Annotated in this window: 21 protein-coding genes; 9 read left to right on the plus strand and 12 right to left on the minus strand. The window is 64.6% G+C overall.

The window, feature by feature from the left end; genetic code table 11:
• Positions 1-107: 107 nt before the first annotated feature.
• Together ACYG9Y_RS24810 and ACYG9Y_RS24815 are read right to left on the minus strand one after the other, a co-directional pair.
• A complete protein-coding gene (locus ACYG9Y_RS24810) occupies positions 108-2,279 on the minus strand; it encodes a malate synthase G (RefSeq protein WP_023739813.1) in 2,172 nt (723 codons plus the stop codon).
• Between the two features lie 133 nt (positions 2,280-2,412).
• Entirely contained in the window at positions 2,413-4,434 is a 2,022-nt protein-coding gene (locus ACYG9Y_RS24815; RefSeq protein ID WP_023739814.1) for a hydantoinase/oxoprolinase N-terminal domain-containing protein, read from the minus strand.
• Positions 4,435-4,629: 195 nt separating this feature from the next.
• On the opposite strand from ACYG9Y_RS24815, the gene ACYG9Y_RS24820 reads away from it, so the two are divergent.
• Genes ACYG9Y_RS24820 through ACYG9Y_RS24830 form a run of 3 tightly spaced genes read left to right on the plus strand, consistent with a single transcriptional unit; the run spans position 4,630 to position 6,610 of the window.
• The gene (locus ACYG9Y_RS24820) at positions 4,630-5,607 is read left to right on the plus strand and encodes a threonine ammonia-lyase (RefSeq protein ID WP_023739815.1); all 978 of its coding nucleotides are present in this window, start codon (positions 4,630-4,632) and stop codon (positions 5,605-5,607) included.
• Between the two features lie 8 nt (positions 5,608-5,615).
• Positions 5,616-5,996 carry a nuclear transport factor 2 family protein gene (locus ACYG9Y_RS24825; RefSeq protein WP_023739816.1) on the plus strand — a complete coding sequence of 127 codons (381 nt, stop codon included), beginning with the start codon at positions 5,616-5,618 and terminating at the stop codon, positions 5,994-5,996.
• Between the two features lie 14 nt (positions 5,997-6,010).
• The gene (locus ACYG9Y_RS24830; protein WP_023739817.1) at positions 6,011-6,610 is read left to right on the plus strand and encodes a DNA-3-methyladenine glycosylase; all 600 of its coding nucleotides are present in this window, start codon (positions 6,011-6,013) and stop codon (positions 6,608-6,610) included.
• Positions 6,611-6,614: 4 nt separating this feature from the next.
• Here ACYG9Y_RS24830 and ACYG9Y_RS24835 read toward each other — a convergent pair whose 3' ends face one another.
• The 4 genes from ACYG9Y_RS24835 to ACYG9Y_RS24850 are packed head-to-tail and all read right to left on the minus strand — an operon-like array spanning position 6,615 to position 10,319.
• Positions 6,615-7,751, minus strand: a complete 1,137-nt coding sequence (locus ACYG9Y_RS24835) for an ABC transporter permease (protein WP_023681282.1) — start codon at positions 7,749-7,751, stop codon at positions 6,615-6,617.
• On the minus strand, positions 7,748-8,668 hold the full coding sequence (locus ACYG9Y_RS24840; protein WP_023673289.1) for an ABC transporter ATP-binding protein: 921 nt from the start codon (positions 8,666-8,668) through the stop codon (positions 7,748-7,750). The genes ACYG9Y_RS24835 and ACYG9Y_RS24840 overlap by 4 nt, the downstream gene beginning before the upstream one ends.
• Positions 8,665-9,618 (minus strand): HlyD family secretion protein, encoded by a 954-nt coding sequence (locus tag ACYG9Y_RS24845; protein ID WP_023739818.1) that lies wholly within the window; start codon positions 9,616-9,618, stop codon positions 8,665-8,667. The genes ACYG9Y_RS24840 and ACYG9Y_RS24845 overlap by 4 nt, the downstream gene beginning before the upstream one ends.
• Positions 9,615-10,319, minus strand: coding sequence for a CerR family C-terminal domain-containing protein (locus ACYG9Y_RS24850; protein ID WP_023739819.1), 705 nt, complete (start codon positions 10,317-10,319; stop codon positions 9,615-9,617). Before ACYG9Y_RS24850 ends, ACYG9Y_RS24845 begins: the two co-directional genes overlap by 4 nt.
• 92 nt (positions 10,320-10,411) lie before the next feature.
• On the opposite strand from ACYG9Y_RS24850, the gene ACYG9Y_RS24855 reads away from it, so the two are divergent.
• From ACYG9Y_RS24855 to ACYG9Y_RS24865, 3 genes are all read left to right on the plus strand, one after another.
• The gene (locus ACYG9Y_RS24855) at positions 10,412-10,909 is read left to right on the plus strand and encodes a CYTH domain-containing protein (protein ID WP_023739820.1); all 498 of its coding nucleotides are present in this window, start codon (positions 10,412-10,414) and stop codon (positions 10,907-10,909) included.
• Between the two features lie 86 nt (positions 10,910-10,995).
• Positions 10,996-11,931 (plus strand): CHAD domain-containing protein, encoded by a 936-nt coding sequence (locus ACYG9Y_RS24860; protein ID WP_023739821.1) that lies wholly within the window; start codon positions 10,996-10,998, stop codon positions 11,929-11,931.
• Between the two features lie 41 nt (positions 11,932-11,972).
• Positions 11,973-12,800: a C40 family peptidase gene (locus tag ACYG9Y_RS24865; protein ID WP_023696064.1), complete on the plus strand. Its 828-nt coding sequence runs from the start codon at positions 11,973-11,975 to the stop codon at positions 12,798-12,800.
• Positions 12,801-12,850: 50 nt separating this feature from the next.
• Here the strand turns inward: ACYG9Y_RS24865 and ACYG9Y_RS24870 are convergent, their stop codons facing one another.
• Both ACYG9Y_RS24870 and ACYG9Y_RS24875 read right to left on the minus strand, forming a co-directional pair.
• Positions 12,851-14,227 carry an adenylate/guanylate cyclase domain-containing protein gene (locus tag ACYG9Y_RS24870; RefSeq protein WP_023739822.1) on the minus strand — a complete coding sequence of 459 codons (1,377 nt, stop codon included), beginning with the start codon at positions 14,225-14,227 and terminating at the stop codon, positions 12,851-12,853.
• 116 nt (positions 14,228-14,343) lie between these two features.
• Positions 14,344-15,144 carry a helix-turn-helix domain-containing protein gene (locus ACYG9Y_RS24875; RefSeq protein ID WP_023739823.1) on the minus strand — a complete coding sequence of 267 codons (801 nt, stop codon included), beginning with the start codon at positions 15,142-15,144 and terminating at the stop codon, positions 14,344-14,346.
• Between the two features lie 115 nt (positions 15,145-15,259).
• Here ACYG9Y_RS24875 and ACYG9Y_RS24880 point away from each other — a divergent pair, with 115 nt between their 5' ends.
• Positions 15,260-16,117, plus strand: a complete 858-nt coding sequence (locus tag ACYG9Y_RS24880) for an NHL repeat-containing protein (RefSeq protein ID WP_023739824.1) — start codon at positions 15,260-15,262, stop codon at positions 16,115-16,117.
• Positions 16,118-16,135: 18 nt separating this feature from the next.
• On the opposite strand, the gene ACYG9Y_RS24885 is transcribed toward ACYG9Y_RS24880, so the two are convergent.
• The gene (locus ACYG9Y_RS24885) at positions 16,136-17,857 is read right to left on the minus strand and encodes a SulP family inorganic anion transporter (RefSeq protein WP_023739825.1); all 1,722 of its coding nucleotides are present in this window, start codon (positions 17,855-17,857) and stop codon (positions 16,136-16,138) included.
• A 79-nt stretch (positions 17,858-17,936) separates the two neighbouring features.
• Positions 17,937-18,206 (minus strand): helix-turn-helix domain-containing protein, encoded by a 270-nt coding sequence (locus tag ACYG9Y_RS24890; RefSeq protein ID WP_023687514.1) that lies wholly within the window; start codon positions 18,204-18,206, stop codon positions 17,937-17,939.
• Positions 18,207-18,285: 79 nt separating this feature from the next.
• Between ACYG9Y_RS24890 and ACYG9Y_RS24895 the strand changes: the two genes are divergently transcribed.
• Entirely contained in the window at positions 18,286-18,477 is a 192-nt protein-coding gene (locus ACYG9Y_RS24895; protein ID WP_155923589.1) for a hypothetical protein, read from the plus strand.
• 16 nt (positions 18,478-18,493) lie between these two features.
• On the opposite strand, the gene ACYG9Y_RS24900 is transcribed toward ACYG9Y_RS24895, so the two are convergent.
• Positions 18,494-19,204 (minus strand): phosphatase PAP2 family protein, encoded by a 711-nt coding sequence (locus tag ACYG9Y_RS24900; RefSeq protein ID WP_023687516.1) that lies wholly within the window; start codon positions 19,202-19,204, stop codon positions 18,494-18,496.
• A 4-nt stretch (positions 19,205-19,208) separates the two neighbouring features.
• Positions 19,209-19,550, minus strand: coding sequence for a hypothetical protein (locus tag ACYG9Y_RS24905; protein WP_023681268.1), 342 nt, complete (start codon positions 19,548-19,550; stop codon positions 19,209-19,211).
• 230 nt (positions 19,551-19,780) lie between these two features.
• Between ACYG9Y_RS24905 and ACYG9Y_RS24910 the strand changes: the two genes are divergently transcribed.
• Positions 19,781-20,005, plus strand: a complete 225-nt coding sequence (locus tag ACYG9Y_RS24910; protein WP_023739826.1) for a hypothetical protein — start codon at positions 19,781-19,783, stop codon at positions 20,003-20,005.
• Positions 20,006-20,063 lie beyond the last annotated feature (58 nt).

Raw genomic sequence — 20,063 nt, forward strand, 5'->3', positions numbered from 1 at the left:
GATGACATTGCTTGTAGTGTCGTCCGAAGGGAGTCGGCGCACTTCACGCAGGACCCCACCCGGCCCTTCGGGCCACCCTCCCCTCAAGGGGGAGGGAAACGCAGGCGCTAATTCGCCCGCGCTTTCGCCTTCAGCTCCAGCCGCCGCCTGTGCAGCACCGGCTCCGTGTAGCCGTTCGGCTGCTCGCGGCCCTTGAACACCAGATCGCAGGCGGCCTGGAAGGCGATGGACTTGTCGAAGTCGGTGGCCATCGGGCGGTAGAGCGGGTCGCCGGCGTTCTGCAGGTCGACGATCGCCGCCATGCGCCGCAGCGAATCCATCACCTGGATCTGCGAGCACACCTTGTGGTGCAGCCAGTTGGCGATGTGCTGCGAGGAGATGCGCAGCGTGGCACGGTCCTCCATCAGGCCGACATCGTTGATGTCCGGCACTTTCGAGCAGCCGACGCCCTGATCGATCCAGCGCACGACATAGCCCAGAATGCCTTGCGCATTGTTGTCGAGCTCGCGCTGGATCTCGTCGGGGGTCCAGTTCGGCCGCACCGCCACCGGCACCGACAATATATCATCGAGCTTCGCCTTCGGCCGGCTCTTGAGCGCCGCCTGGACGGCATGGACATCGACCTTGTGATAGTGCGTGGCGTGCAACGTCGCCGCCGTCGGCGACGGCACCCAGGCGGTGTTGGCGCCGGCCTTGGGATGTGCGATCTTCTGTTCCAGCATCGCCGCCATCAGATCGGGCATCGCCCACATGCCCTTGCCGATCTGGGCATGACCGGCCAGCCCGCATTCGAGCCCGGCGTCGACATTCCACGCCTCATAGGCGGAAATCCAGGCGGCCTGCTTCATGTCGCCCTTGCGGATCATCGGGCCGGCTTCCATCGAGGTGTGGATCTCGTCGCCGGTGCGGTCGAGGAAGCCGGTGTTGATGAACACGACGCGTTCCCTGGCGGCGCGGATCGCCTCCTTGAGGTTGACGGTGGTGCGCCGCTCCTCGTCCATGATGCCCATCTTGATAGTGTTTTTGGCCATACCGAGCAGCGCTTCGACGCGGTCGAAAATCTCGACTGCGAAGGCGACTTCCTCCGGCCCATGCATCTTCGGCTTCACCACATACATCGAGCCCGCGCGGGAATTCATCCGACGCCCGTTGGCGCCGACATCGTGCAGCGCGATCAGCGCCGTCATCGCCGCATCCAAGATGCCTTCCGGCACCTCGTTGCCATCGCGGTCGAGGATGGCCGGATTGGTCATGAGGTGACCGACGTTTCGCACCAGCATCAGCGAGCGGCCAGGCAAGCTCAGCGCGCCACCACTGGGCGCGGTCCAGGCGCGGTCCGGATTGAGTTTGCGCGTGAAGGTTTTGCCGCCCTTGCTGATTTCCTCCGCCAGATCGCCCTTCATCAAGCCGAGCCAGTTGCGGTAGACGATAACCTTGTCCTCGGCATCCACCGCCGCGACCGAATCCTCGCAGTCCTGGATGGTGGTCAGCGCCGATTCCAGGATCACGTCGGCAATGCCGGCCGGGTCGGTGCGGCCGATCTGGTTGGTGCGGTCGATGAGGATCTCGATGTGCAGGCCGTTCTGGACCAGCAGGATGGCTTCCGGGTTGGCGCCGTCGCCGCGATAGCCGGCAAATTGTTTCGGGTTGGCCAGCGTGGTGCCGCCGGCGCCGGCGCCGAGCCGCAAGGTGCCACCCGAAGCCGTCAGCCCGTTCACGCCGGCCCATTTGCCCGAGGTGAGCGGCACGGACTCGTCCAGAAAACTCTTCGCCCAGGCAACCACCTTGGCGCCGCGCACGGGGTTGAAGCTTTTACCCTTCTCGGCGCCACCGGTCTCGGCAATGGCGTCGGTGCCGTAGAGCGCATCATAGAGCGAACCCCAGCGGGCATTGGCGGCGTTGATCGCATAACGCGCATTCATCACCGGCACCACCAGCTGCGGCCCGGCAACGGTGGCGATCTCGGGGTCGACATTGTCGGTCGACACGGAAAAGGCCGGCCCTTCGGGCACGAGATAGCCGATCTCACGCAAGAAGCTTTTGTAGGCCTCCATATCGATGGGCGCGCCATTGGCGCGGTGCCAGGCGTCGATCTGTTCCTGCATGGCGTCGCGTTTGGCCAACAGCGCCCGGTTCTTCGGCGCGAGATCATGGACGATGGCCGAAAAGCCGTTCCAGAAGGCGTCGGCGGCAATGCCGGTACCCGGCAGCGCTTCGCCGACAAAGTCATGCAGTTCGCGGGCAATCCGCAATCCGGCGATCTCGACGCGATCGGTCATCAGGTCTTCTCCAGATGAAAGGCTTTGCGGCCTTTGGCATGTCGGGGGTGAGGGGTCAATTCAGCTTAGGGTGAAGGCGGGGATTTTGAAGCTGCTGATCTCCCCCCAAGGGGACCCCAAGGGGGGAGATTACCTAAACCGCAATCCTCGGCCGACCCGATGCAACCGCCACCACATGCGCTTCGATAAACATCCGTTGGGCCTCAACGGTAGACACCTTGAACTCGGTCGAAACGTCGATCTCGGCATTATCCGTGCCGGCATCCTTCGCCCGCTCGGCTACGATCGCCCGCACATCAGCCTCCGCTGCCGCGATCGCCTTGGCCTCGTCCGTGAAGTCGCGCACCGTTTGCCCCGACGCGACCCGGAACAAACCTTCCTTGGGCTGGCTGACGCGGGCTTCGGCCGAGACGCGGACCTGGCCGACGACGGCGCCGAGCGCGTTGGCGACGTCGGTATCCTCCGGCACCACGCACTCATTACCGACCAGCTCGGCCAAGCCGGCATAGTGCAGCGGCGCCGAGGCGCCGAGGCCAATGACCGGACGATCGAGCGCGACGCTGAGCCTTGCGATGCCGGGATGTGAATCGACGGCGCGCTGCACCAGCGCGTGCGCGACGGTGGCGGCGCCATCCAGCCCATCCTCGGCAAAGGCTGTCTCCAGAATGTATTCGGCCGACCAGCGCGTGAGCGTCAGCAGCACGCGTTCGGAAATCACCTCCGGAGACGGCGCGATGTACTGGCCTCGCCCATCACGCTTGCGGGCAAACAGTTCGGCGCCGAGCCGGGCCGCAAGCGGGTCCCAGTTGGCCTGCTTGCCGAGCACATGGGCGGCGTCCGAGGGGGTGAAGCCCGAGATATGCACAAGACCGCGCGAGACCAGCCGGTTCAGCGTGGCGTTCTGGGCGTTCGAGGTGAGCAGCCTGTCGATGGCGAGCGGCACGGCACCAATCAGTTCATACAGTTTCGCCTCGGGCGAGGTCAGGCCGGCGGCGAGCCTGTCCGGCACGCCGGTGCGCAACGCAAAGCGGCCGTCCATGCGGCCGGGGTTGGGCGCCCTGAGCTGGCGCTCGAGCTCCGATGTCACGGAAACACCATGCATCATGCCGGCCAGCGCCAGCGGCACCAGGCGGCGCGGCCCGAGCAGGATTTTCGGGTTGAGCGCGCCATCTTCCAGTGCCACCTCGGAATCGCCGCCGAGGCCGAAAGTGCGCATGGCGACCGCCTCGACCATGGTGCGGAAGCCGCCGACAGTGGCGCCTTCGGGATCGAGTCGAGGACGGCCGCCGTCGAGCACGGCGACATCGGTGGTGGTGCCGCCAATGTCGGATACCATGGCGTTGTCCAGGCCCGTCATGTGGCGGGCGCCGACCAGGCTGGCGGCCGGGCCGGACAGGATGGTCTCGATCGGCCGCTGGCGGGCAAACGCCGCCGAAACCAGCGCGCCATCGCCGCGCACCACCATCAGGGGGGCTACGATGTTGCGGGCCTCCAAAAATCCTTCGGTTGCCGCCACCAGCCGGTCGATCATCGAGATCAGCCTGGCGTTGAGCAAGGTGGTGAGCGCGCGGCGCGGGCCGCCGAGCTTGGCCGACAATTCGTGGCTGGCGGTGACCGGCAGGCCGGTCTTTTCGCGGATGAAGTCGCGCGCGGCGAGTTCATGCGCCGGGTTGCGGGTGGCGAAATAGGCGCAGACGGCAAAGCCCGACACCGAGGCGCCGAGTTCAGGGATCGCCGCTTCCAGCCCCGACAGATCGAGCTTGGCCGCATTGCCGTGCACGTCATGGCCGCCCGGACAAAACACCACCGGATCGGTGCCGAGCGCCGTCTTCAGCCCGTCGCGCGCAAGGTCGGCCCCGGTAAAGCCGATCATGATGAGCGCCACACGCCCACCCTGGCCCTCGACCAGCGCATTGGTGGCGAGCGTCGTCGACATCGACACGAGTTTGATCGCGGCCGGATCGGTGGCCGATTTTCCCAGCACCGCATCGACCGCGCCGGAAATGCCGACGGCAAGATCGTGCCGCGTGGTCAGCGCCTTGGCCTTGGCCAGCACCTTGCCTTTTGGCCCGCCTTGTTCCGACCACAGCACGGCATCGGTATAGGTGCCACCGGTGTCGATACCGAGGAACAGGGGTTTTGGCTTGGCGGTCATGTCTGGGGGTCCGGGATTCTGCTCCCCCGCCCTTAGCCGATACGGCCCGGCGGATAAAGGCGGGAGAGGTGGGCCAGTTTGACCCTCGTCGCCGCTCATGCCCGCCAAACTTTGTAACGGTCACATTTTTTCATTGGTGCGTGGCCTGCCTTTGCGTGCACCATGCGCCGATCTCATCCCTTTCAGGACTTCGCCATGACCACGCTTCCCGGCATCGCCGACATCCATGCCGCCGCCGCGCGGCTCTCCGGCCTGATCGCCGAAACGACCTTGATCGAATCGCTGGAACTCAACAAACGCTTCGGCGGCCGCATCCTGTTCAAGCCGGAGACGCTGCAGCGCACCGGCTCGTTCAAGTTCCGCGGCGCCTACAACAAACTGTCTTCGCTGAGCGAAGAAGAGCGCAGCCGCGGCGTCGTCGCCTTCTCCTCAGGCAACCATGCTCAGGGCGTCGCCGCGGCGGCTGCCATGTTCGGCGTCAAGGCGGTCATTGCCATGCCGGCCGACGCGCCGGCGATGAAGATCGCCAATGTCCGCAAGATGGGCGCCGAAGTGGTGCCGTTCGACCGCTTTCGCGACGACCGCATGACGGTGGTGCGACCCTACATGGACAAGGGCATGGTGCTGGTGCCTCCTTTCGACGATCCGGCCATCATCGCCGGCCAGGGCACGATCGGTCTCGAACTGATGTGCCAGGCAAAAGCGCTCGGCGTCAGCCTCGATGCGGTCGTCATTCCCTGTGGAGGCGGCGGCCTGACGAGCGGCATTTCGATCGCCGTCAAGGATGCCTCGCCGGCCACAGCAGTCTGGGCCGTTGAGCCCGAGCATTTCGACGACACCCGCCGCTCGCTGATCGAAGGAAAAAGGGTTTCCAACGAGCCCGGCCACAGTTCGATCTGCGATGCCATCCTCACCGCAGAGCCCGGCGCGATCACCTTCGAGATCAACCGCAAGAACCTCGCCGGCGCCATCGCCGTCTCCGACAAGGCGGCCGCACAGGCGGTGCGCGACGCCATGGCCCATCTCAAGCTGGTGGTCGAACCCGGCGGCTGCGTGGCGCTGGCGGCGCTCTCGTCAGGCGAGATCGAACTGTCGGGCAAATGCGTCGCCGTCGTGCTGTCAGGCGGCAATGTCGATTTCACCACCTATGCCGAGATCATGGCCGCGGCCTGAGAACCGATATGGCAGACGCTGAGATAAGGGCGGCTCTCGATCGCCATTGGGCTGCCTCCGATGCCGATGATCTCGAGACGGAGCATCAGATCTATCGCGAGGACGCGGTGCTCGATTATCCGCAATCAGGCGAGCGCATCAGCGGACGGCACAACATCCAGTCGTCGCGCGCCACGCAGCCCAACCGGAAGCGCTTTGCCGTGCGGCGGATCACCGGGTCAGGCGACCTCTGGATCACCGAATATGTCCTGACCTATGACGGGATTCCGTCCTATACGGTGAGCATCATGGAGTTCGTCGATGGCAAGGTGGTTCGCGAGACCCAGTATTTCGGCGATCCGTTCGAGCCGGGACAGTCGCGCGCGCAAGGGGTCGAACGGATACCTTGAAAGACGGCGGTAGCATGACCAGCCACCATCCGCTCGATCGTGCCGAACTGCCTGACGATACGGCCGATCTCGCCCGCTATCTCATCGGCAAGCTCGTGGTGCGGGAGCTGCCGGAAGGCATCGTCAGCGGCCGTATCGTCGAGACCGAGGCCTATGTCACCGGCGACGCCGCCGGGCACGGCTATCGCGGCATGACGCCGCGCAACCGTTCGCTGTTCCTCGGGCCCGGACACGCCTACGTCTACCTCGCCTATGGGGTCTCCTGGATGCTCAATGTCTCGAGCGAGGGGCCGGGCACCGGCACCGGCGTGCTGATCCGGGCGCTGGAGCCGCTCGAAGGCATCGCCATCATGCGGCTGAACCGGGGCGTGGAGCGCCTGCGCGACCTGGCGCGCGGGCCGGGGCGGCTCGCCCAGGCATTGCGCATCGACCGTTCGCTGGACGGCCTCGATCTGTGCCGCCAAGGCCCGCTATGGCTGGCAGCCGACGAGCATCAGGCCGGCGACATCGGCCAAGGCATCCGCATCGGCATCACGAAGGATGCTGACCGCCCGCTGCGGTTCTATGTCAGGGGCAGTCCGTTCGTCAGCGGTCCGCGATCGCTCAATTCCTGAACGCTCAGTCGAGCGTGCGCCTGAACCGCACCAATGCGACGCCGGCAAACAAGGCCACGAACCCGACCAGCCAGGCGATCTCGCCCGCAACCGCCGGCAGTTCGGCGCCCTTCAGCATCACCGCGCGGGTGATGCGCAGAAAATGCGTCAGCGGAAAAATCTCGCCGAAGGTCTGCGCCCAGCCCGGCATGCCGCGATAGGGGAACATGAAGCCGGACAGCAGGATCGACGGCAGGAAGAAGAAGAAGGTCAGCTGCAGCGCCTGCATCTGCGTGCGGGCGATGGTCGAGATGGTGTAGCCAAGCAGCACCAGCGCCAGCACGAACACCAATACGGCTGTAAGCAGCAGCGACATGGAACCGGTGAAGGGGATGGCGAACAAGAGCTTCGACGCCGCCAGCACCACCACCACCTGGACGCCACCGACCACAAGATAGGGCAGCACCTTGCCCAGCATGATCTCGAACGGGCTGGACGGCATGGCGAGCAGGTTTTCCATCGTGCCGCGCTCGGTCTCGCGGGTCAGCGCGATCGAGGTCATCATCACCAGGGTCATCTGCAGGATGACGCCGAGCAGGCCGGGCACGATGTTGTATTGCGAGATGCCTTCCGGATTGTAGCGCTGGTGCACCACCACATCGAGCTGGCCCCTGGCGGCCTCACTCGCCGCCTCCTGCATGCCTTGCGCCCGAAGCAGCGCCTGGCTGGCCACTTTGCTTAGCGTCGAGATGGCGCCGCTGGCGGCGGCCGGGTCGGTGGCGTCGGCCTCGATGAGTATCTGCGGATTGTCGCCGCGCTCCACCCGGCGGCCGAAATCGGCCGGGATGGTGACGACGAAGGCAACATCGCCGCGCGCCATCAGGAATTCGGCAGCCTCGGCACTTTGCGCAACATGGTCGAAGCGGTAGTAGCCGGTCGTCTGCAGGGCCGCGACAATGGCGCGGGTGTAGGGGTCGTTGCTGGTCGCCACCAGTGCGGCAGGCAGGCTTTTGGGATCGTTGTTGATGGCGTAGCCGAACAGCACCAGCTGCAAAAGCGGCACGCCCAGCATCATGGCGAAGGTGATGCGGTCGCGCCGCATCTGGATGAATTCCTTGATCAGCAGCGCACCTAGCCTGGCGAAGGAGAAGACGCTGTTCATGCCATATTGTCCTTCGAGCCGGACATGAACTGGATGAAGACGTCCTCGAGGCTGGTCTCGCCGGGTTTTACGCTGACGCCCTTGTGCTCCTTCTCGACATCGGCGAGCGCCTTTTCGAGCTTTGCCTTGTCGGAGCCGACGACATGCAGCGTCGCGCCGAACGGCGCCACCTGGTCGACGCCGGGCCGGTCCCTGAGTGCATCGGCGACCTGGTCGAGGCGCGGTCCCTGCAGCACGAAGGTGGTCAGACCGGCATTCGTCACCACCTCGTCCACCGTGCCGGTGGCCAGCATCTTGCCGTAGGAGATGTAGCTGATTCGGTGGCAGCGCTCGGCTTCGTCCATGTAGTGGGTGGACACCAGCACGGTCAGACCGCCGCTCGCCAGCCGGTGGATCTCGTCCCAGAATTCGCGCCGCGCCTTCGGATCGACGCCGGCGGTCGGCTCGTCGAGCAGCAGCAGCTTCGGCTTGTGCATGATGCAGGCGGCCAGTGCCAGCCGCTGCTTCCAGCCGCCCGACAGCGTGCCGGCGAGCTGGTTGCGGCGGCTCGTCAGGCCAAGCTCTTCCAGCGTTTTCGACACATGCTCCTCGACCGGCTTCAGCCGGTAGAGCCGCGCCACGAATTCGAGATTCTCGCCGATCGTCAAATCCTCGTAGAACGAGAATTTCTGCGTCATGTAGCCGACTTCGCGCTTGATGCGGAGCGACTCGGTGCGGATGTTGAAACCCAGCACCGTACCTTCGCCCTCGTCGGGCGTCAGCAGGCCGCACATGATGCGGATGGTCGTCGTCTTGCCGGACCCGTTGGGCCCGAGAAAGCCGACGATCTCGCCCTCGGCCACCGTCATCGTCACATGGTCGACGACAGTCTTGTCGCCGAAACGCTTGACCAGGCCATGAACGTCGATGGCGTTCATTTTGCGGAGGCCGCCAGCTCGACATCGACGATCTGTCCCGGCTGCAGCGCTTGCGCCTTGCCCTCAGGCCGCGCCTCGACGAGGTAGACCAGCTTCTGCCGGTTCTCGAGCGAGTAGATCACCGGCGGGGTGAATTCCGGGTCGGGCGAGACATAGCTGACGCGCGCCTTCACCTCCGGCCCGCAGCCGTCGCAATGGACGACAAGCAGCGTGCCGACCTTGATCGACGAGAACGCACTTTCCGGGACATAGACGCTGAGCTTTACCGCACCGTCCGGCAACATCGAAATGACAGGCGCGGTCGGACCAGCGGTGTCGCCGGGATTGCGGATGACGTCATTGATGCGGCCGGGCGAGGGTGCCGCCAGCACGCGCTTCGATAGCCGCCACTCAGCCTGTTCCAACGCCGACTGTGCCTGTTTGACCTGATTGTCTGCCGCCTTGATCGTTTCGGGACGCGCAGGCAGACCGCCGACGGCGAGGTTGGCCTGCGCCTGGCCGACCTGCGCATTGGCGGTCTCCAGCGTCGCGGCGGCGGTGTCGTAGTCGGCCTGCGTGCCGGCCCCGCGCTTGAACAGGTCGGCGGCGCGGTCGTATTTGCGCTTGGCATCCGTGGCCTGGGCCTTGGCCATGTCGACCTCGGCCTTCAGCACCGCGATCTCCTCCGGCCGCTTGCCGATCTGCAGGTCGGCCAGCTGCGCCTGCGCCTGGGCGAGCGCGGCCTCTGCCTGGGCGACGGCGATTTTTGCGTCGGCGCTTTCGAGAGTCACCACCGGCGTGCCTGATACAACACGGTCGCCGCGCTTGACCGCGACGGTCTCGACCTGCGCCACTTCGATCGGCGCCAGCAAGACATAGTCGCCCTCGACATAGCCGACGGCAAGCGGCGCTGCCGGCGCGCAGGCGCCGAACAGCTGGGCTGCGAGCGGCAGGGAACAGAGAAAACTCATCGCTTGCTCTCCTTGCGGGCGACCGGATTTCGGGCCGCCAGTATGGCGCCAAGATTGCTTGTGACCGCCGCCACCACCTTGGCGGCTTCGGTGTTACCGATCTCGCGCCAGCCCATACGACGCATCACTGCTTCGCGGCCGATGCGGAAATAGATGACCTGGCCGATCAGCGTGAAGACCACGAGCTTGGTGGCCTCGCTTTCGGCCGGCTCGCCCGTCGCCTGTTCCCAGATCTGGCAGAGGCGGCGATGCGTCGGTTCGAACACCCCGTCATAGATGCGGTCGAGGGCGGCCGTCGGATGCGACAACTCTCTAAGTACGAATTGTACGATATCGCCCGCCTCCGGCCGGGCGACGATAAATCCTACCATCCGCTCCAATGCGGTCGAGAGCTGCGCCCGCGCCGTCTCTGAACTGGCTTGACCTTGCAGCTGCATGCCGCCGAGCGCCTGGCCGGCAACCGCCTGGATAGTCTCGACGATGTGGTCGGCGGCGGCCCCGCGGAGCCCTTCCTTGCCGCCGAAATGATAGGCGATGGAGCCGATGTTGGCCTTCGCCTCCGCCGCGATCTCGCGCGTCGAGGTGCCGTCGAAGCCCTGCCGCCCGAACAGTTTGAGCGCGGCCAGCACCAGTGCGGCGCGCGTCTGCTCGGCGGGCGATGTCTCCTGGCGGGGCATTTTGTCGGGCGCGGATTTGATCATGTCGGCGTGTTTAATCAATCGATTGATTAAAGTCAAATTGATTATCTACGGCCGCTTGCCATGTCGGGCCGCAGACGCTTTAGTGCGCGGCCATGGGCAAGGAAGTCGAACGCAAGTTCCTGGTCTCCACCGCCGAATGGCTAGAAATGGCCGAGGCGAATATACGCATTCGCCAGTTCTACCTTGCCGCAGCACCTGGCCGCACCGTGCGCGTGCGCATCAGCGACGGCAGTTCGGCGAAGCTGACGCTCAAATTCGGCAGCAAGATCCGCGAGCGTGACGAATACGAATATGAAATTCCACTGGCGGACGCAGAGGAGATGCTGGCCTTCGCCATCGGACATGTCATCGAGAAGACACGCCACCATGTTAGGCATCGCGGCTATCTCTACGAAGTCGATGTTTTCGGCGGGATTCTAGCCGGCCTTGTGGTGGCCGAACTGGAGACGCCGGAGGATGTACCTGACGAAATGCTGCCTGATTGGCTCGGCCGCGAAGTGACCGGCGAGCAGAGATTTTACAACGCGTCGCTCGCCCTAGAGCCGGATGATTTTAGGTCGGGTCGACCTAAAATCGGAATCCGGCTCTAAATCAAAAGAGATGGACCATGATGTCGTCCGAAAACCGCTTCACACTTTTCGGCATCATGCTCTAGGGGGATTCCGGAGATCGCCGCATGAGCTTTCGCATCGATCCGCGCCTGCCGCTGACCGGCGAGGTCAGGCGTATCCTTGGCGAGGAGATCGGCAAGGCGCTTGCCCATCTGGCCGTCGCGCGCGACCAGCCGGAGCAGGCATTGCACAAATGCCGCAAGCGGCTGAAGAGCGCGCGCGCCTTGCTGCGGCTGGTCCGTTCCGGAAATGAAACATTCTGTCGGACTGAGAACCAATGCTACCGTCAGGTGGCGGCGCTGCTTGCCGGGCCGCGCGAGGCGACCGCGCTGGTCGAGACCGTCGACCGGCTGGCAGCCGCCTTTCCCGAGCAGGTTGCCGGCGGCCTCGACAGCGTGCGCGACCGGCTTATCGCCCGCCAGCATGAAATCCATGCCGGGGCTGGTCTCGACGCCGCCATAGGCGCGGCCACGGCCGCCTGCGAGGAAGGCCTGATCCGGATCGAGCGGCTGCTGCTCCCCGATCTGCCTGAGCATGCAGCCGATGTGCTTGCGGAAGGCGCTCGCAAGACCTTGCGCCGGGCCAGGAAGGCGCTGGACAAGGCCGGATCCCACGGAGGAGCCGAGGATTTCCACGATCTGCGTAAGGCGGCCAAGACCCACTCGATGCATCTTTCGCTGCTCGGCCGGCTGTGGCCGACGCCGATCAAGGTGCGGCGCAAGGCGGTCGACGAACTGGGTGAAAAGCTCGGCGAACTGCACGACGTCTTCGTCATGCGCGTGTTGCTCGAGGCCGACGGTGAGCCGCTCGGCGATGCGCAGGACACAAGGCTTCTTGGCAAGCTTTTGAAGCGCTCGGAAAAAAGCCTGAAGAAGAGCTGCCTCGCCGGAGCGGCCGAGCTGTTCGGCGACAGCCCCAAGCGCTCGACGAAGAAGCTCGCACGCAATGCGCGCGACGACCTCGCCGGCCCGGCATTGTCGGAAGAGGTCCCGGTCGGTTGATCATGGCCGAGGGCGTCACCTCGTGCTAGTCACACTTTGCCATGACCGCGCCGCGCGACACGATTCTCGACCGCCTTGGCCGCTGGCTTGCCGGCCGGCTGCAGGACGAATCCTCGGGCTATGAGCCCTACACGCCGTCCGATGCCGAGACGTTGCGGCGCACGCTCGAGCCCGGCGACATCCTGCTCATCGAAGGCAACCAGAAGATCTCGGCGGCGATCAAATACCTGACACAGTCGACCTGGTCGCACGCCGCCTTCTATGTCGGCGATGCCTTGTCCGAACCGGAGGACGGATCGGAACGGCGTCGGCTGATCGAAGTGACGCTCGGCGAAGGCTGTGTCGCCGTGCCGCTGTCGCGCTACCGCACCTACAACACCCGTATCTGCCGGGCGAGCGGGCTGACCCCGGAAGACCGCGACCATGTCGTCGCCTTCATGATCGGCAAGCTCGGCCTGAAATACGATCTCAAGAACATCTTCGACATGCTGCGCTTTTTCCTGCCGACGCCACCGGTGCCGGTGCGCTGGCGCCGCCGCATGCTGGCTTTCGGTTCCGGCGATCCGACGCGCGCCATCTGCTCGACGCTGATCGCCGAAGCCTATGGCGAGATCCGCTACCCGATCCTGCCCGAGATCACCCGCGCGCCCGGCCGCGCCTCGGCGCAGTCGAACTATTCGCGCCGCGAAATCCTGCACATCCGCCACCACTCGCTCTACACGCCGCGCGACTTCGACCTGTCGCCCTTCTTCCGCATCGTGAAACCGACGCTGGAATTTGGGTTCGACTACCGGGCGGTGACCTGGGAGGACAAGGCAGGCACCGACGCCGCAGCCGCGAAGGCTGGCGCAATCGCCTCAGACACGTGATGGCTTCGGCCTGAGTCATGAGGTTCAGGCGTCTCACATGGCGGCCTGCATCACGCCGAAACCGCAATAGCGCCCTGGTTTTCGGCCCTGTGTTCGACCCAGACATGGACCGGTTCGTCCCGGCCGCGGATGCTAACCGGTCCATGATCGCGCGCATTCAACCGTGTCGTTGGCGATTCCGCCTTCGCGGCCTCAATCAGTCGTGACCCAAAGCAAATATTCGCCTGAAGTTCCCGGCAGAGCGCCTGCAAACGGCTGGCGACGTTGACGGTGTCGCCCACCACCGCGAAGGACAGGTTGCGCTCGCTGCCGACCGCGCCGAGGACGACGGCGCCATATTGTGCACCGATCCGAACGTCCAGCGGCGGATATCCCCTGGACACACGCTGGACATTCCAGTCTTCGATAGCGGCGATCATCGCTTCAGCGCACCGGATGGCCCGGGTTGCGTCGTCATGGCTGGCTTGCGGAACCCCGAAGGTCGCCATGATGCAATCGCCGATATAGTTGTCGACGGTGCCATGGTGGTCGAAAACGACCTGCTCCATGCGACGGTGGAACTGACGCAGTAGTTCGAACACTGCTTCGGCCGGATGATCCTCGGAATAGTGTGTGAAGCCGACGATGTCGGCGAACAGCACCGCGATATCCTGCCGGCGGACCGGACCGAAGGGCTCGTCATCCGAGGCGAGCTGGTCGACGACATTGGGCGAAAAATGCCGGGCGAGATTGGCGCGGGCGCGCTCCGCCTTGACATAGTCTTCCGACAGATGCCGGGAACGGGAGACGACCAGCGCCATGATCGCGCCGATAATCAGGACAACCAACACATTGGTCGCCTGCGCGAACGTATCGACGAAATTGGGGTTGAGATAGAGATTCAGTCGCTCTGTCATCGGCAGCGAATAGAGGTTCGTTGCCGGAATGACGGTTCCCGCATGAAAAACCACCCATCCCACCCCGATCGTCCACGTCAAGGCCGCGAGCGCGCCGAGATAGAGCGCCAATCGCGTCGAAAGGGTCAGCGCGCCAAGGCATACGAAAATCAGCAGGAATTTGAAGCTGCCCTCGCGCAGTTGCATCGCAGCCGGCGCGACCTCGCGGGAAAACGGGTTGGGCGTTACCAGCAGAACGGTCAACAGAATGATGTCCAGCGTACCGACGAGGTAACCGATCCACCATGGCGCGTTGCGACGGCGCGCAAAGCGAAACTGGATCAGGCCGACCAGCTGGAACAGCGCTAGGCCCGCCAGCACGAAGAGCAGCGAGGCATCCCAGCGGCTGATCAAGGAAAAGAAGCAGGAGATCACGGCGAGCGATGCCGTGCGCGCCCAGAACTGCAATGCAGCACCCTGGCGTTCTGCGCGCTCCCGCAAATTTTTCAGGCGCGAATAGCGGCGAAGTTCAAGTGTTGGCGCGGTCGGCATAGGATCACTTCGATTTTGCGGGGACGGTCACGCATTCGGCAAACCCGCCCCGTACAGTCTGGCAAATCAGCGCGCGAACTCTATCATGGTTTCGGTTTTGAAACGCGGCTGGCGCGTCAAGCCGGCAACGGGCGGCGTCCCTTTGCCGGAGCGGTGGGCCGGTCGGACGCACCGGCATCCCTGGGGTGCGGGCCGATCGGCATGATCGCCGGAAACGGGGTTGCGCCAAAAGCAAATGTCCATTTGTAGCCGGTCAGCCCGTCTTCCGGCGTCGTGTGCTGGTCGTGATGGGCGAGCAGTTTGGCGCGCTCGGCCAGTTCCTCCGCCTCGCGCTTCACCATCTCCGCCGTCTCCGGCCGCATCCGCCTGGAGAAAGAGACGAAGGTCGCTTCCCGCTCCAGATGGGTGATCGCCCAGCCGATGAAATTCTTGTTTGTCATCTCGAATAGCGGCCTGAGCGGCCCTTCGAAATTCCACTGGATCGGTGTGTCGACCAGCAGCCGTGCCGACAACCCGCTGCCCAGCGCAATGAGGCCGAGCGCTTCGAGATCGCGCAGATAGAGGAACATCGACGCTTCGCTTAAGCCTTGCGAGCGCATGACGCCCTCGGGCGTGAATTTCTCCGACAGCATGACGAAGATGAACAGCAACGCCGGCCGGCCGGCAAGCTTGCGCTCGACCTCTGGCGCGATGCGGTTGACCGGTCCCGGCCCCCGGTTCATCGACCCCAGCACGTTTTCCAGCTCGACGCCGGCGGCAGCGCAGATCCCGACGAGACGGTCGAGCTTGCAGTTGCGCTCGTGGAAGATGCGCTTCACCGTCGGCTCGGAAACGCCCATCCGCCCGGCTAGCTCACGATAGGTGACGCCCTTGGCCTTCAGCGTCCGCTTCAGCGCCTCGAAGATCAGGCCGTTCATGGGATGCACCTCTTTTGCGCCATTTCGTATCGGTTTCCGATACTAGCTCGAATCGCCCTTCCGGAAAAGTATCGAAACTCCTAGCTCTCCGCCATCCACCACAGGAGACCTGGCCATGAAAACCCTCATCCCCTCCATTTGTCTCGCCGCCTTCGGTATCGCGCTTGTGCCTGCGGCCGAGGCCGCCGAACTCTGGCGCGCCTCGGGCTTCGAGCAACCCGAATCGGCGCTGTTCGATGCCGCCAACAATCGCATCATCGTCTCCAACATCGTCGGCAATCCCGGGGAGGCCGACGGCAACGGCTATCTCTCGGTGCTGTCGCTGGACGGCAAGGTCGTTAGCCGGCACTGGACCGCCGGCATGGATGCACCGAAGGGCTCGGCGATCTCTGGCGGCAAGCTCTACGTCGCCGACATCACCAAGGTGCGCATCGTCGATCTCGCCAGCGGCAAGCTGGTCTCGACCATCGATGTGCCCGGTGCCGTCTTCCTCAACGACGTCACATCGGACTCATCGGGCAAGGTCTATGTCACCGACATGCTGGCCGATGCGATCTACCGCATCGACGGCAACAAGCCGGACCTGTTCGTGAAGGATGCGAAGCTCGCCGCGCCCAACGGCATCTTTGCCGATGGCGACCGGCTGATCGTGGCCTCGTGGGGCAAGGGTATCAAGCCGGACTTCAGCACTGCCGCGCCCGGGGGCCTGCTGTCGGTCGATCTCGCGACGAAAGCCGTGACGCCGCTGCCTGGCGCACAAAACTTTGCCGACCTTGATGGCGTCGTCGCCATCGGCGACAGGATCTACGCCACCGCCTTCATGACCGGCACGCTCTATCGGTACAAAGTCGGCGAGGCGCCGGAGGCTGTAGAGCAGTTCAAGCCGGGCAGCGCCGACATCGGCACAGATGGCACGCGGATTTTCGTGCCGCTGATGAACGAAGGTGAGATCGCGGTGCTGAGCCTGGACTGACGGCGCACACTTGCCGGCTCAGCCAGCGGGCGCGGCTTTGAGTTGCGCCCGCGCATCCTTGATCGAAGCGACAAAGGTCACCAGCGGCCGCTTGACGCCGTGGTTGATCAGCATGCGCCGCGTCTGCGGCGAGGCGCCGGCGATGATGAAACGCACGCCGGCACGTTTCGCCTTGTACGCCGCGCCCTCGATGACATTGGCCGCGGTGGAATCGAAGAACGGCACCGCCGAACAATCGAGGATGAAGTTCTTGCGCTGGTCGGCGATGCGGTCGAGCACCGTGCCGACAGTCGAGGCGGCGCCGAAGAAGAAGGCGCCGGAGATGCGATAGACGACGGTGTCGGCGTCGCTTGCCTCGCTTGCATCGTAGGCGCGGCCGCTGCTGTCGGCGACATCGTCCTGCACCAGCGGCAAATCCGCCTCCACGGCGATCGACTTGGCCATACGGTCGATGAACAGGATCGAGCCTAGCGCGAAGCCGACGACGATGCCTTCGGTGAGGTCGCGGAAGACGACGATCAGGAAGGTTGCCATCAGCACCAGGGCGTCGCCGCGCGAAGCGCGCAGCAATGTGGCGAAGGCCTGCTTCTCGAACATGTTCCAGCAGACAACCGCCAGCACCCCGGCAAGGGCGGCAAGCGGGATGTAGCTGGCCAGCGGTGCGGCCACCAGCATGAAGACCAGCAGAAAAAGCGAATGCAGCATGCCGGAAACCGGCCCATGCGCGCCGGCCCGCACATTGGTGGCGGTGCGGGCGATGGTGCCGGTGGTGCAGATGCCGCCGAACAGGGCAGACGCGATGTTGGCAAAGCCTTGCGCCACCAGTTCGCAATTGGAACGGTGACGCCGCCCGGTCATGCCATCGGCGACCACGGCCGAGAGCAGCGATTCGATGGCACCGAGCAGCGCAAAAGCCACCGAATCCGGCAGCACCGCAATCGCCTTGTCGAGGTTGAGTCCCGGCAGTGCCGGCAACGGCAGGCTGCGCGGAATGCCGCCATAGCGCGTGCCGATCGTTTCCGCCGGCAGCGAAAGCAGCGCCACGACAAGGGAGGCCAGTCCGACGGCGATCAGCATGCCCGGCCAGCCGGGCCGCCAGCGCTTCACCCCGACGATGGTGGCGATGGTCAGCGCCGCCACCAGCGTTGCCGAGATATTGAGCGTGCCGGCCGCGTGGCCGATCGCCATCAGCTTCGGCAGCAGCGGCCCGGGCTCCGGCCCGGCAAGCCTCAGCCCGAACAGTTCGACGATCTGGCCGGAGAAGATGATGACTGCGATGCCGGCGGTGAAGCCGACCGTCACCGGGTAAGGGATGAATTTGATATAGGTTCCGAGCCGGAGATAGCCGATGGCGAGCAGGAAGATGCCGGCCATCATCGTCGCCAGCAGCAGTCCGTCGACGCCTTCGCGCTGCACCGTCGCCGCCACCAGCACGATGAAGGCGCCGGCCGGGCCGCCGATCTGGAAGCGGCTGCCGCCGAGCGCCGAGACGATGAAGCCGCCGACAATGGCCGTGAACAGGCCGCGCTCCGGCGTCACGCCCGAAGCAATCGCAATCGCCATCGACAGCGGCAACGCGACAATGGCGACGGTCAGCCCGGCCATGAAGTCGGCCTTGAACCGCGGCAGGCGGTAACCTTCGCGCCAGACCGTCACCAGCTTGGGCGTGAACAGCTCTGAAAATGTCGGCTTTGCCGACTTCTGGGCCGGTTGATGCACTGCCCGCCGGATCTGATCCATGGACTGCCTTCCGCTTGCGTGAAGGCGGCGGGATCGTCGGCAGGACTGTCGGCGGTCGCCGTCGCGACTATATGCCGGCTCAGCCTTGCGGGTTCGGCGGCGCGACCGGCTTGAGGCGCACGCCCCGGCCGCCGCGCTCGCTGGTCTGGTTCTCGCCGATGAGCTCCACCCCGGCCTCGTCGAGAGCCTGGACAACCTTCATCAGCGTATCGACCACACCCCTGACCACGCCGTCACTCGCTTCCATGCGCTGGATTGTCGGAAGCGAAACGCCGGCACGCTCGGCGAGTGTCTTCTGATCGATGCCGGCCAGCGCCCTCGCGGCGCGCATCTGCGCGGCAGTGATCATCGGTCGGAACCCCCGTCTGAGTCTGCGGAGACGACGTGTAATACAATCATAGTGATGTTTCAACCATCATAAAGCATACATGAAACATGATCTCTCCACAAAGCCGGATGGCGGGATACGGGATGAGCATGCTACGCTACCGCCTTGGCTCTTACTGGCGGGGAAATATCAGTTGAAGATTTTCAGGACCTTGACGACGTCGGCAGCCTTGCTGTCGGCGGTTTTTCTGCTGGCAGGCTGCGGACACGGGCTGATCAACCGGCTGATTTGAATGTCGCTCCGGATCGTCAGTCTTCGGGCTCGTTGCCATCGGCCACCGCCTTGTTCCGCTGCAGCATTCGCGCCGCCAGCCAGCACAGCGTCGCCCAGGTGAAGCCGGCGCACCATCCCGCCAGCACGTCGGAAGGCCAGTGGACGCCGAGATAGACGCGGCTGACGCCGACCAGCAGCGTTACTAGCACCGCCAGGCTGAGGACATAGATTTTCGTCGTTCGTCCCGGCAGGAAGCGCGCTGCCAGCGAGCCCAGCGTGAGATAGGTCACCGCCGACAGCATGGCGTGGCCGCTGGGAAACGACAGCGACGTCTCGTTGGCCAGGTGCGAGACAAGATCGGGGCGCGGCCGGTCGATGCCGGCCTTGAGCAAGGTCGACAGCAGCTGCCCGCCAGCCACCGCGACAAAGATCAGCAGCGCCGTCCTCGGCCTGCGGATCAGCAGGAGGTAGACGATCACCGCCGTTACGATCAGCACCAGCACGCTGGAGCTGCCGAGGCTGGTGATGTCGCGCATCGCGCCTTCCAGCCATGCCGGGCCGACGGGAACATCCGGCTGACCCACTTTTCGGAAAGCGAGCAGGATCTCAGTATCGAAAGCGTGCGGCGTGGTGGCCCGCGCCACCTCCATCAGTTCCTCGAAGCCCCACAGCCCGGCGGCTATCACCAGCCCGGCCAGCAGCACCGGAAATTCAAGCCAGTTGGTGAACGCACGCGGAGTCTTCATCGGATTACAGTCGCCCCTGCAGGTAAGGCCCGAGCGAGATCAGCACCACCGCCGCGATGGCCAGCACGATGCCGGTCGCCTGCAAGGCATTGACGCGTTCGCCGAAGAACACCAGCGCCACCACATTGACCGCCACCAGCTGGATCACCGCCGACAGGCTGAACGACACCGACATGCCGAACTCACGAACCAGCCGCAGCATCATCAGATTGCCCGCCGTATAGAGCGCCAGTGTCAGCACGATCTTGCCAAGGCTTGGCGCCAGCCCCCATTGCTTGGCCGCGATGGCCGCCAGCAGGAAGATCACCGTCGAAATGACGAGCTGCGCCAGTCCCCAGAAACTCACTTTTGTGCCTCGCTGTCCTTTGTGGCAGCTCTTGTTTCGCAAGCGTGGCGGCACGTCAAGCAGACTGCGGCGGAACAGGCCACGGCCGAGGTGCTGACTGAATGGCAGCGTGATCGCGGTCTGACTGCCACGCTCGGTCGGATTCGTGCAAACCCAGGCAGCTGCGCTCAAGCATTGGAAAAGAATGGACTTTTAAACATGGCGTCCTACGTCTTCTGGAGGAGACTGCGATGCCAAAGTCCGTCTATGCCCGTGGCCTGCTGAAACCCGACGACATCGCCAGGCTGCAACGCGTGTTCGACGAAGCCTGCCGCAGGCGCGACGTGCATCCCGATTCCGCGGATGCGCGGGAGATCGCGCTGAACCTGCTTGCGCTGCACAATGCCGGCATGGTCGAGGAAGATATGCTTATGGAAACCGTGGGTTTCCGCCGGTTGGAGCCGAAATCAGCCTGAGGCCTGCAAGGCGGCCTGGAGCAATTCCAGAAAAGTGTGAAGCGGTTTCCGTCCGGAA

The sequence above is a fragment of the Mesorhizobium sp. W050 genome, from assembly GCF_054719535.1.

What these genes read in the sequence shown, in the direction of transcription:
- ACYG9Y_RS24810 (WP_023739813.1), bottom strand. Translation starts at nt 2,279, where the DNA reads ATGACCGATCGCGTCGAGATCGCCGGATTGCGGATTGCCCGCGAACTG.
- ACYG9Y_RS24815 (WP_023739814.1), bottom strand. Translation starts at nt 4,434, where the DNA reads ATGACCGCCAAGCCAAAACCCCTGTTCCTCGGTATCGACACCGGTGGC.
- ACYG9Y_RS24820 (WP_023739815.1), top strand. Translation starts at nt 4,630, where the DNA reads ATGACCACGCTTCCCGGCATCGCCGACATCCATGCCGCCGCCGCGCGG.
- ACYG9Y_RS24825 (WP_023739816.1), top strand. Translation starts at nt 5,616, where the DNA reads ATGGCAGACGCTGAGATAAGGGCGGCTCTCGATCGCCATTGGGCTGCC.
- ACYG9Y_RS24830 (WP_023739817.1), top strand. Translation starts at nt 6,011, where the DNA reads ATGACCAGCCACCATCCGCTCGATCGTGCCGAACTGCCTGACGATACG.
- ACYG9Y_RS24835 (WP_023681282.1), bottom strand. Translation starts at nt 7,751, where the DNA reads ATGAACAGCGTCTTCTCCTTCGCCAGGCTAGGTGCGCTGCTGATCAAG.
- ACYG9Y_RS24840 (WP_023673289.1), bottom strand. Translation starts at nt 8,668, where the DNA reads ATGAACGCCATCGACGTTCATGGCCTGGTCAAGCGTTTCGGCGACAAG.
- ACYG9Y_RS24845 (WP_023739818.1), bottom strand. Translation starts at nt 9,618, where the DNA reads ATGAGTTTTCTCTGTTCCCTGCCGCTCGCAGCCCAGCTGTTCGGCGCC.
- ACYG9Y_RS24850 (WP_023739819.1), bottom strand. Translation starts at nt 10,319, where the DNA reads ATGATCAAATCCGCGCCCGACAAAATGCCCCGCCAGGAGACATCGCCC.
- ACYG9Y_RS24855 (WP_023739820.1), top strand. Translation starts at nt 10,412, where the DNA reads ATGGGCAAGGAAGTCGAACGCAAGTTCCTGGTCTCCACCGCCGAATGG.
- ACYG9Y_RS24860 (WP_023739821.1), top strand. Translation starts at nt 10,996, where the DNA reads ATGAGCTTTCGCATCGATCCGCGCCTGCCGCTGACCGGCGAGGTCAGG.
- ACYG9Y_RS24865 (WP_023696064.1), top strand. Translation starts at nt 11,973, where the DNA reads ATGACCGCGCCGCGCGACACGATTCTCGACCGCCTTGGCCGCTGGCTT.
- ACYG9Y_RS24870 (WP_023739822.1), bottom strand. Translation starts at nt 14,227, where the DNA reads ATGCCGACCGCGCCAACACTTGAACTTCGCCGCTATTCGCGCCTGAAA.
- ACYG9Y_RS24875 (WP_023739823.1), bottom strand. Translation starts at nt 15,144, where the DNA reads ATGAACGGCCTGATCTTCGAGGCGCTGAAGCGGACGCTGAAGGCCAAG.
- ACYG9Y_RS24880 (WP_023739824.1), top strand. Translation starts at nt 15,260, where the DNA reads ATGAAAACCCTCATCCCCTCCATTTGTCTCGCCGCCTTCGGTATCGCG.
- ACYG9Y_RS24885 (WP_023739825.1), bottom strand. Translation starts at nt 17,857, where the DNA reads ATGGATCAGATCCGGCGGGCAGTGCATCAACCGGCCCAGAAGTCGGCA.
- ACYG9Y_RS24890 (WP_023687514.1), bottom strand. Translation starts at nt 18,206, where the DNA reads ATGATCACTGCCGCGCAGATGCGCGCCGCGAGGGCGCTGGCCGGCATC.
- ACYG9Y_RS24895 (WP_155923589.1), top strand. Translation starts at nt 18,286, where the DNA reads ATGAAACATGATCTCTCCACAAAGCCGGATGGCGGGATACGGGATGAG.
- ACYG9Y_RS24900 (WP_023687516.1), bottom strand. Translation starts at nt 19,204, where the DNA reads ATGAAGACTCCGCGTGCGTTCACCAACTGGCTTGAATTTCCGGTGCTG.
- ACYG9Y_RS24910 (WP_023739826.1), top strand. Translation starts at nt 19,781, where the DNA reads ATGCCAAAGTCCGTCTATGCCCGTGGCCTGCTGAAACCCGACGACATC.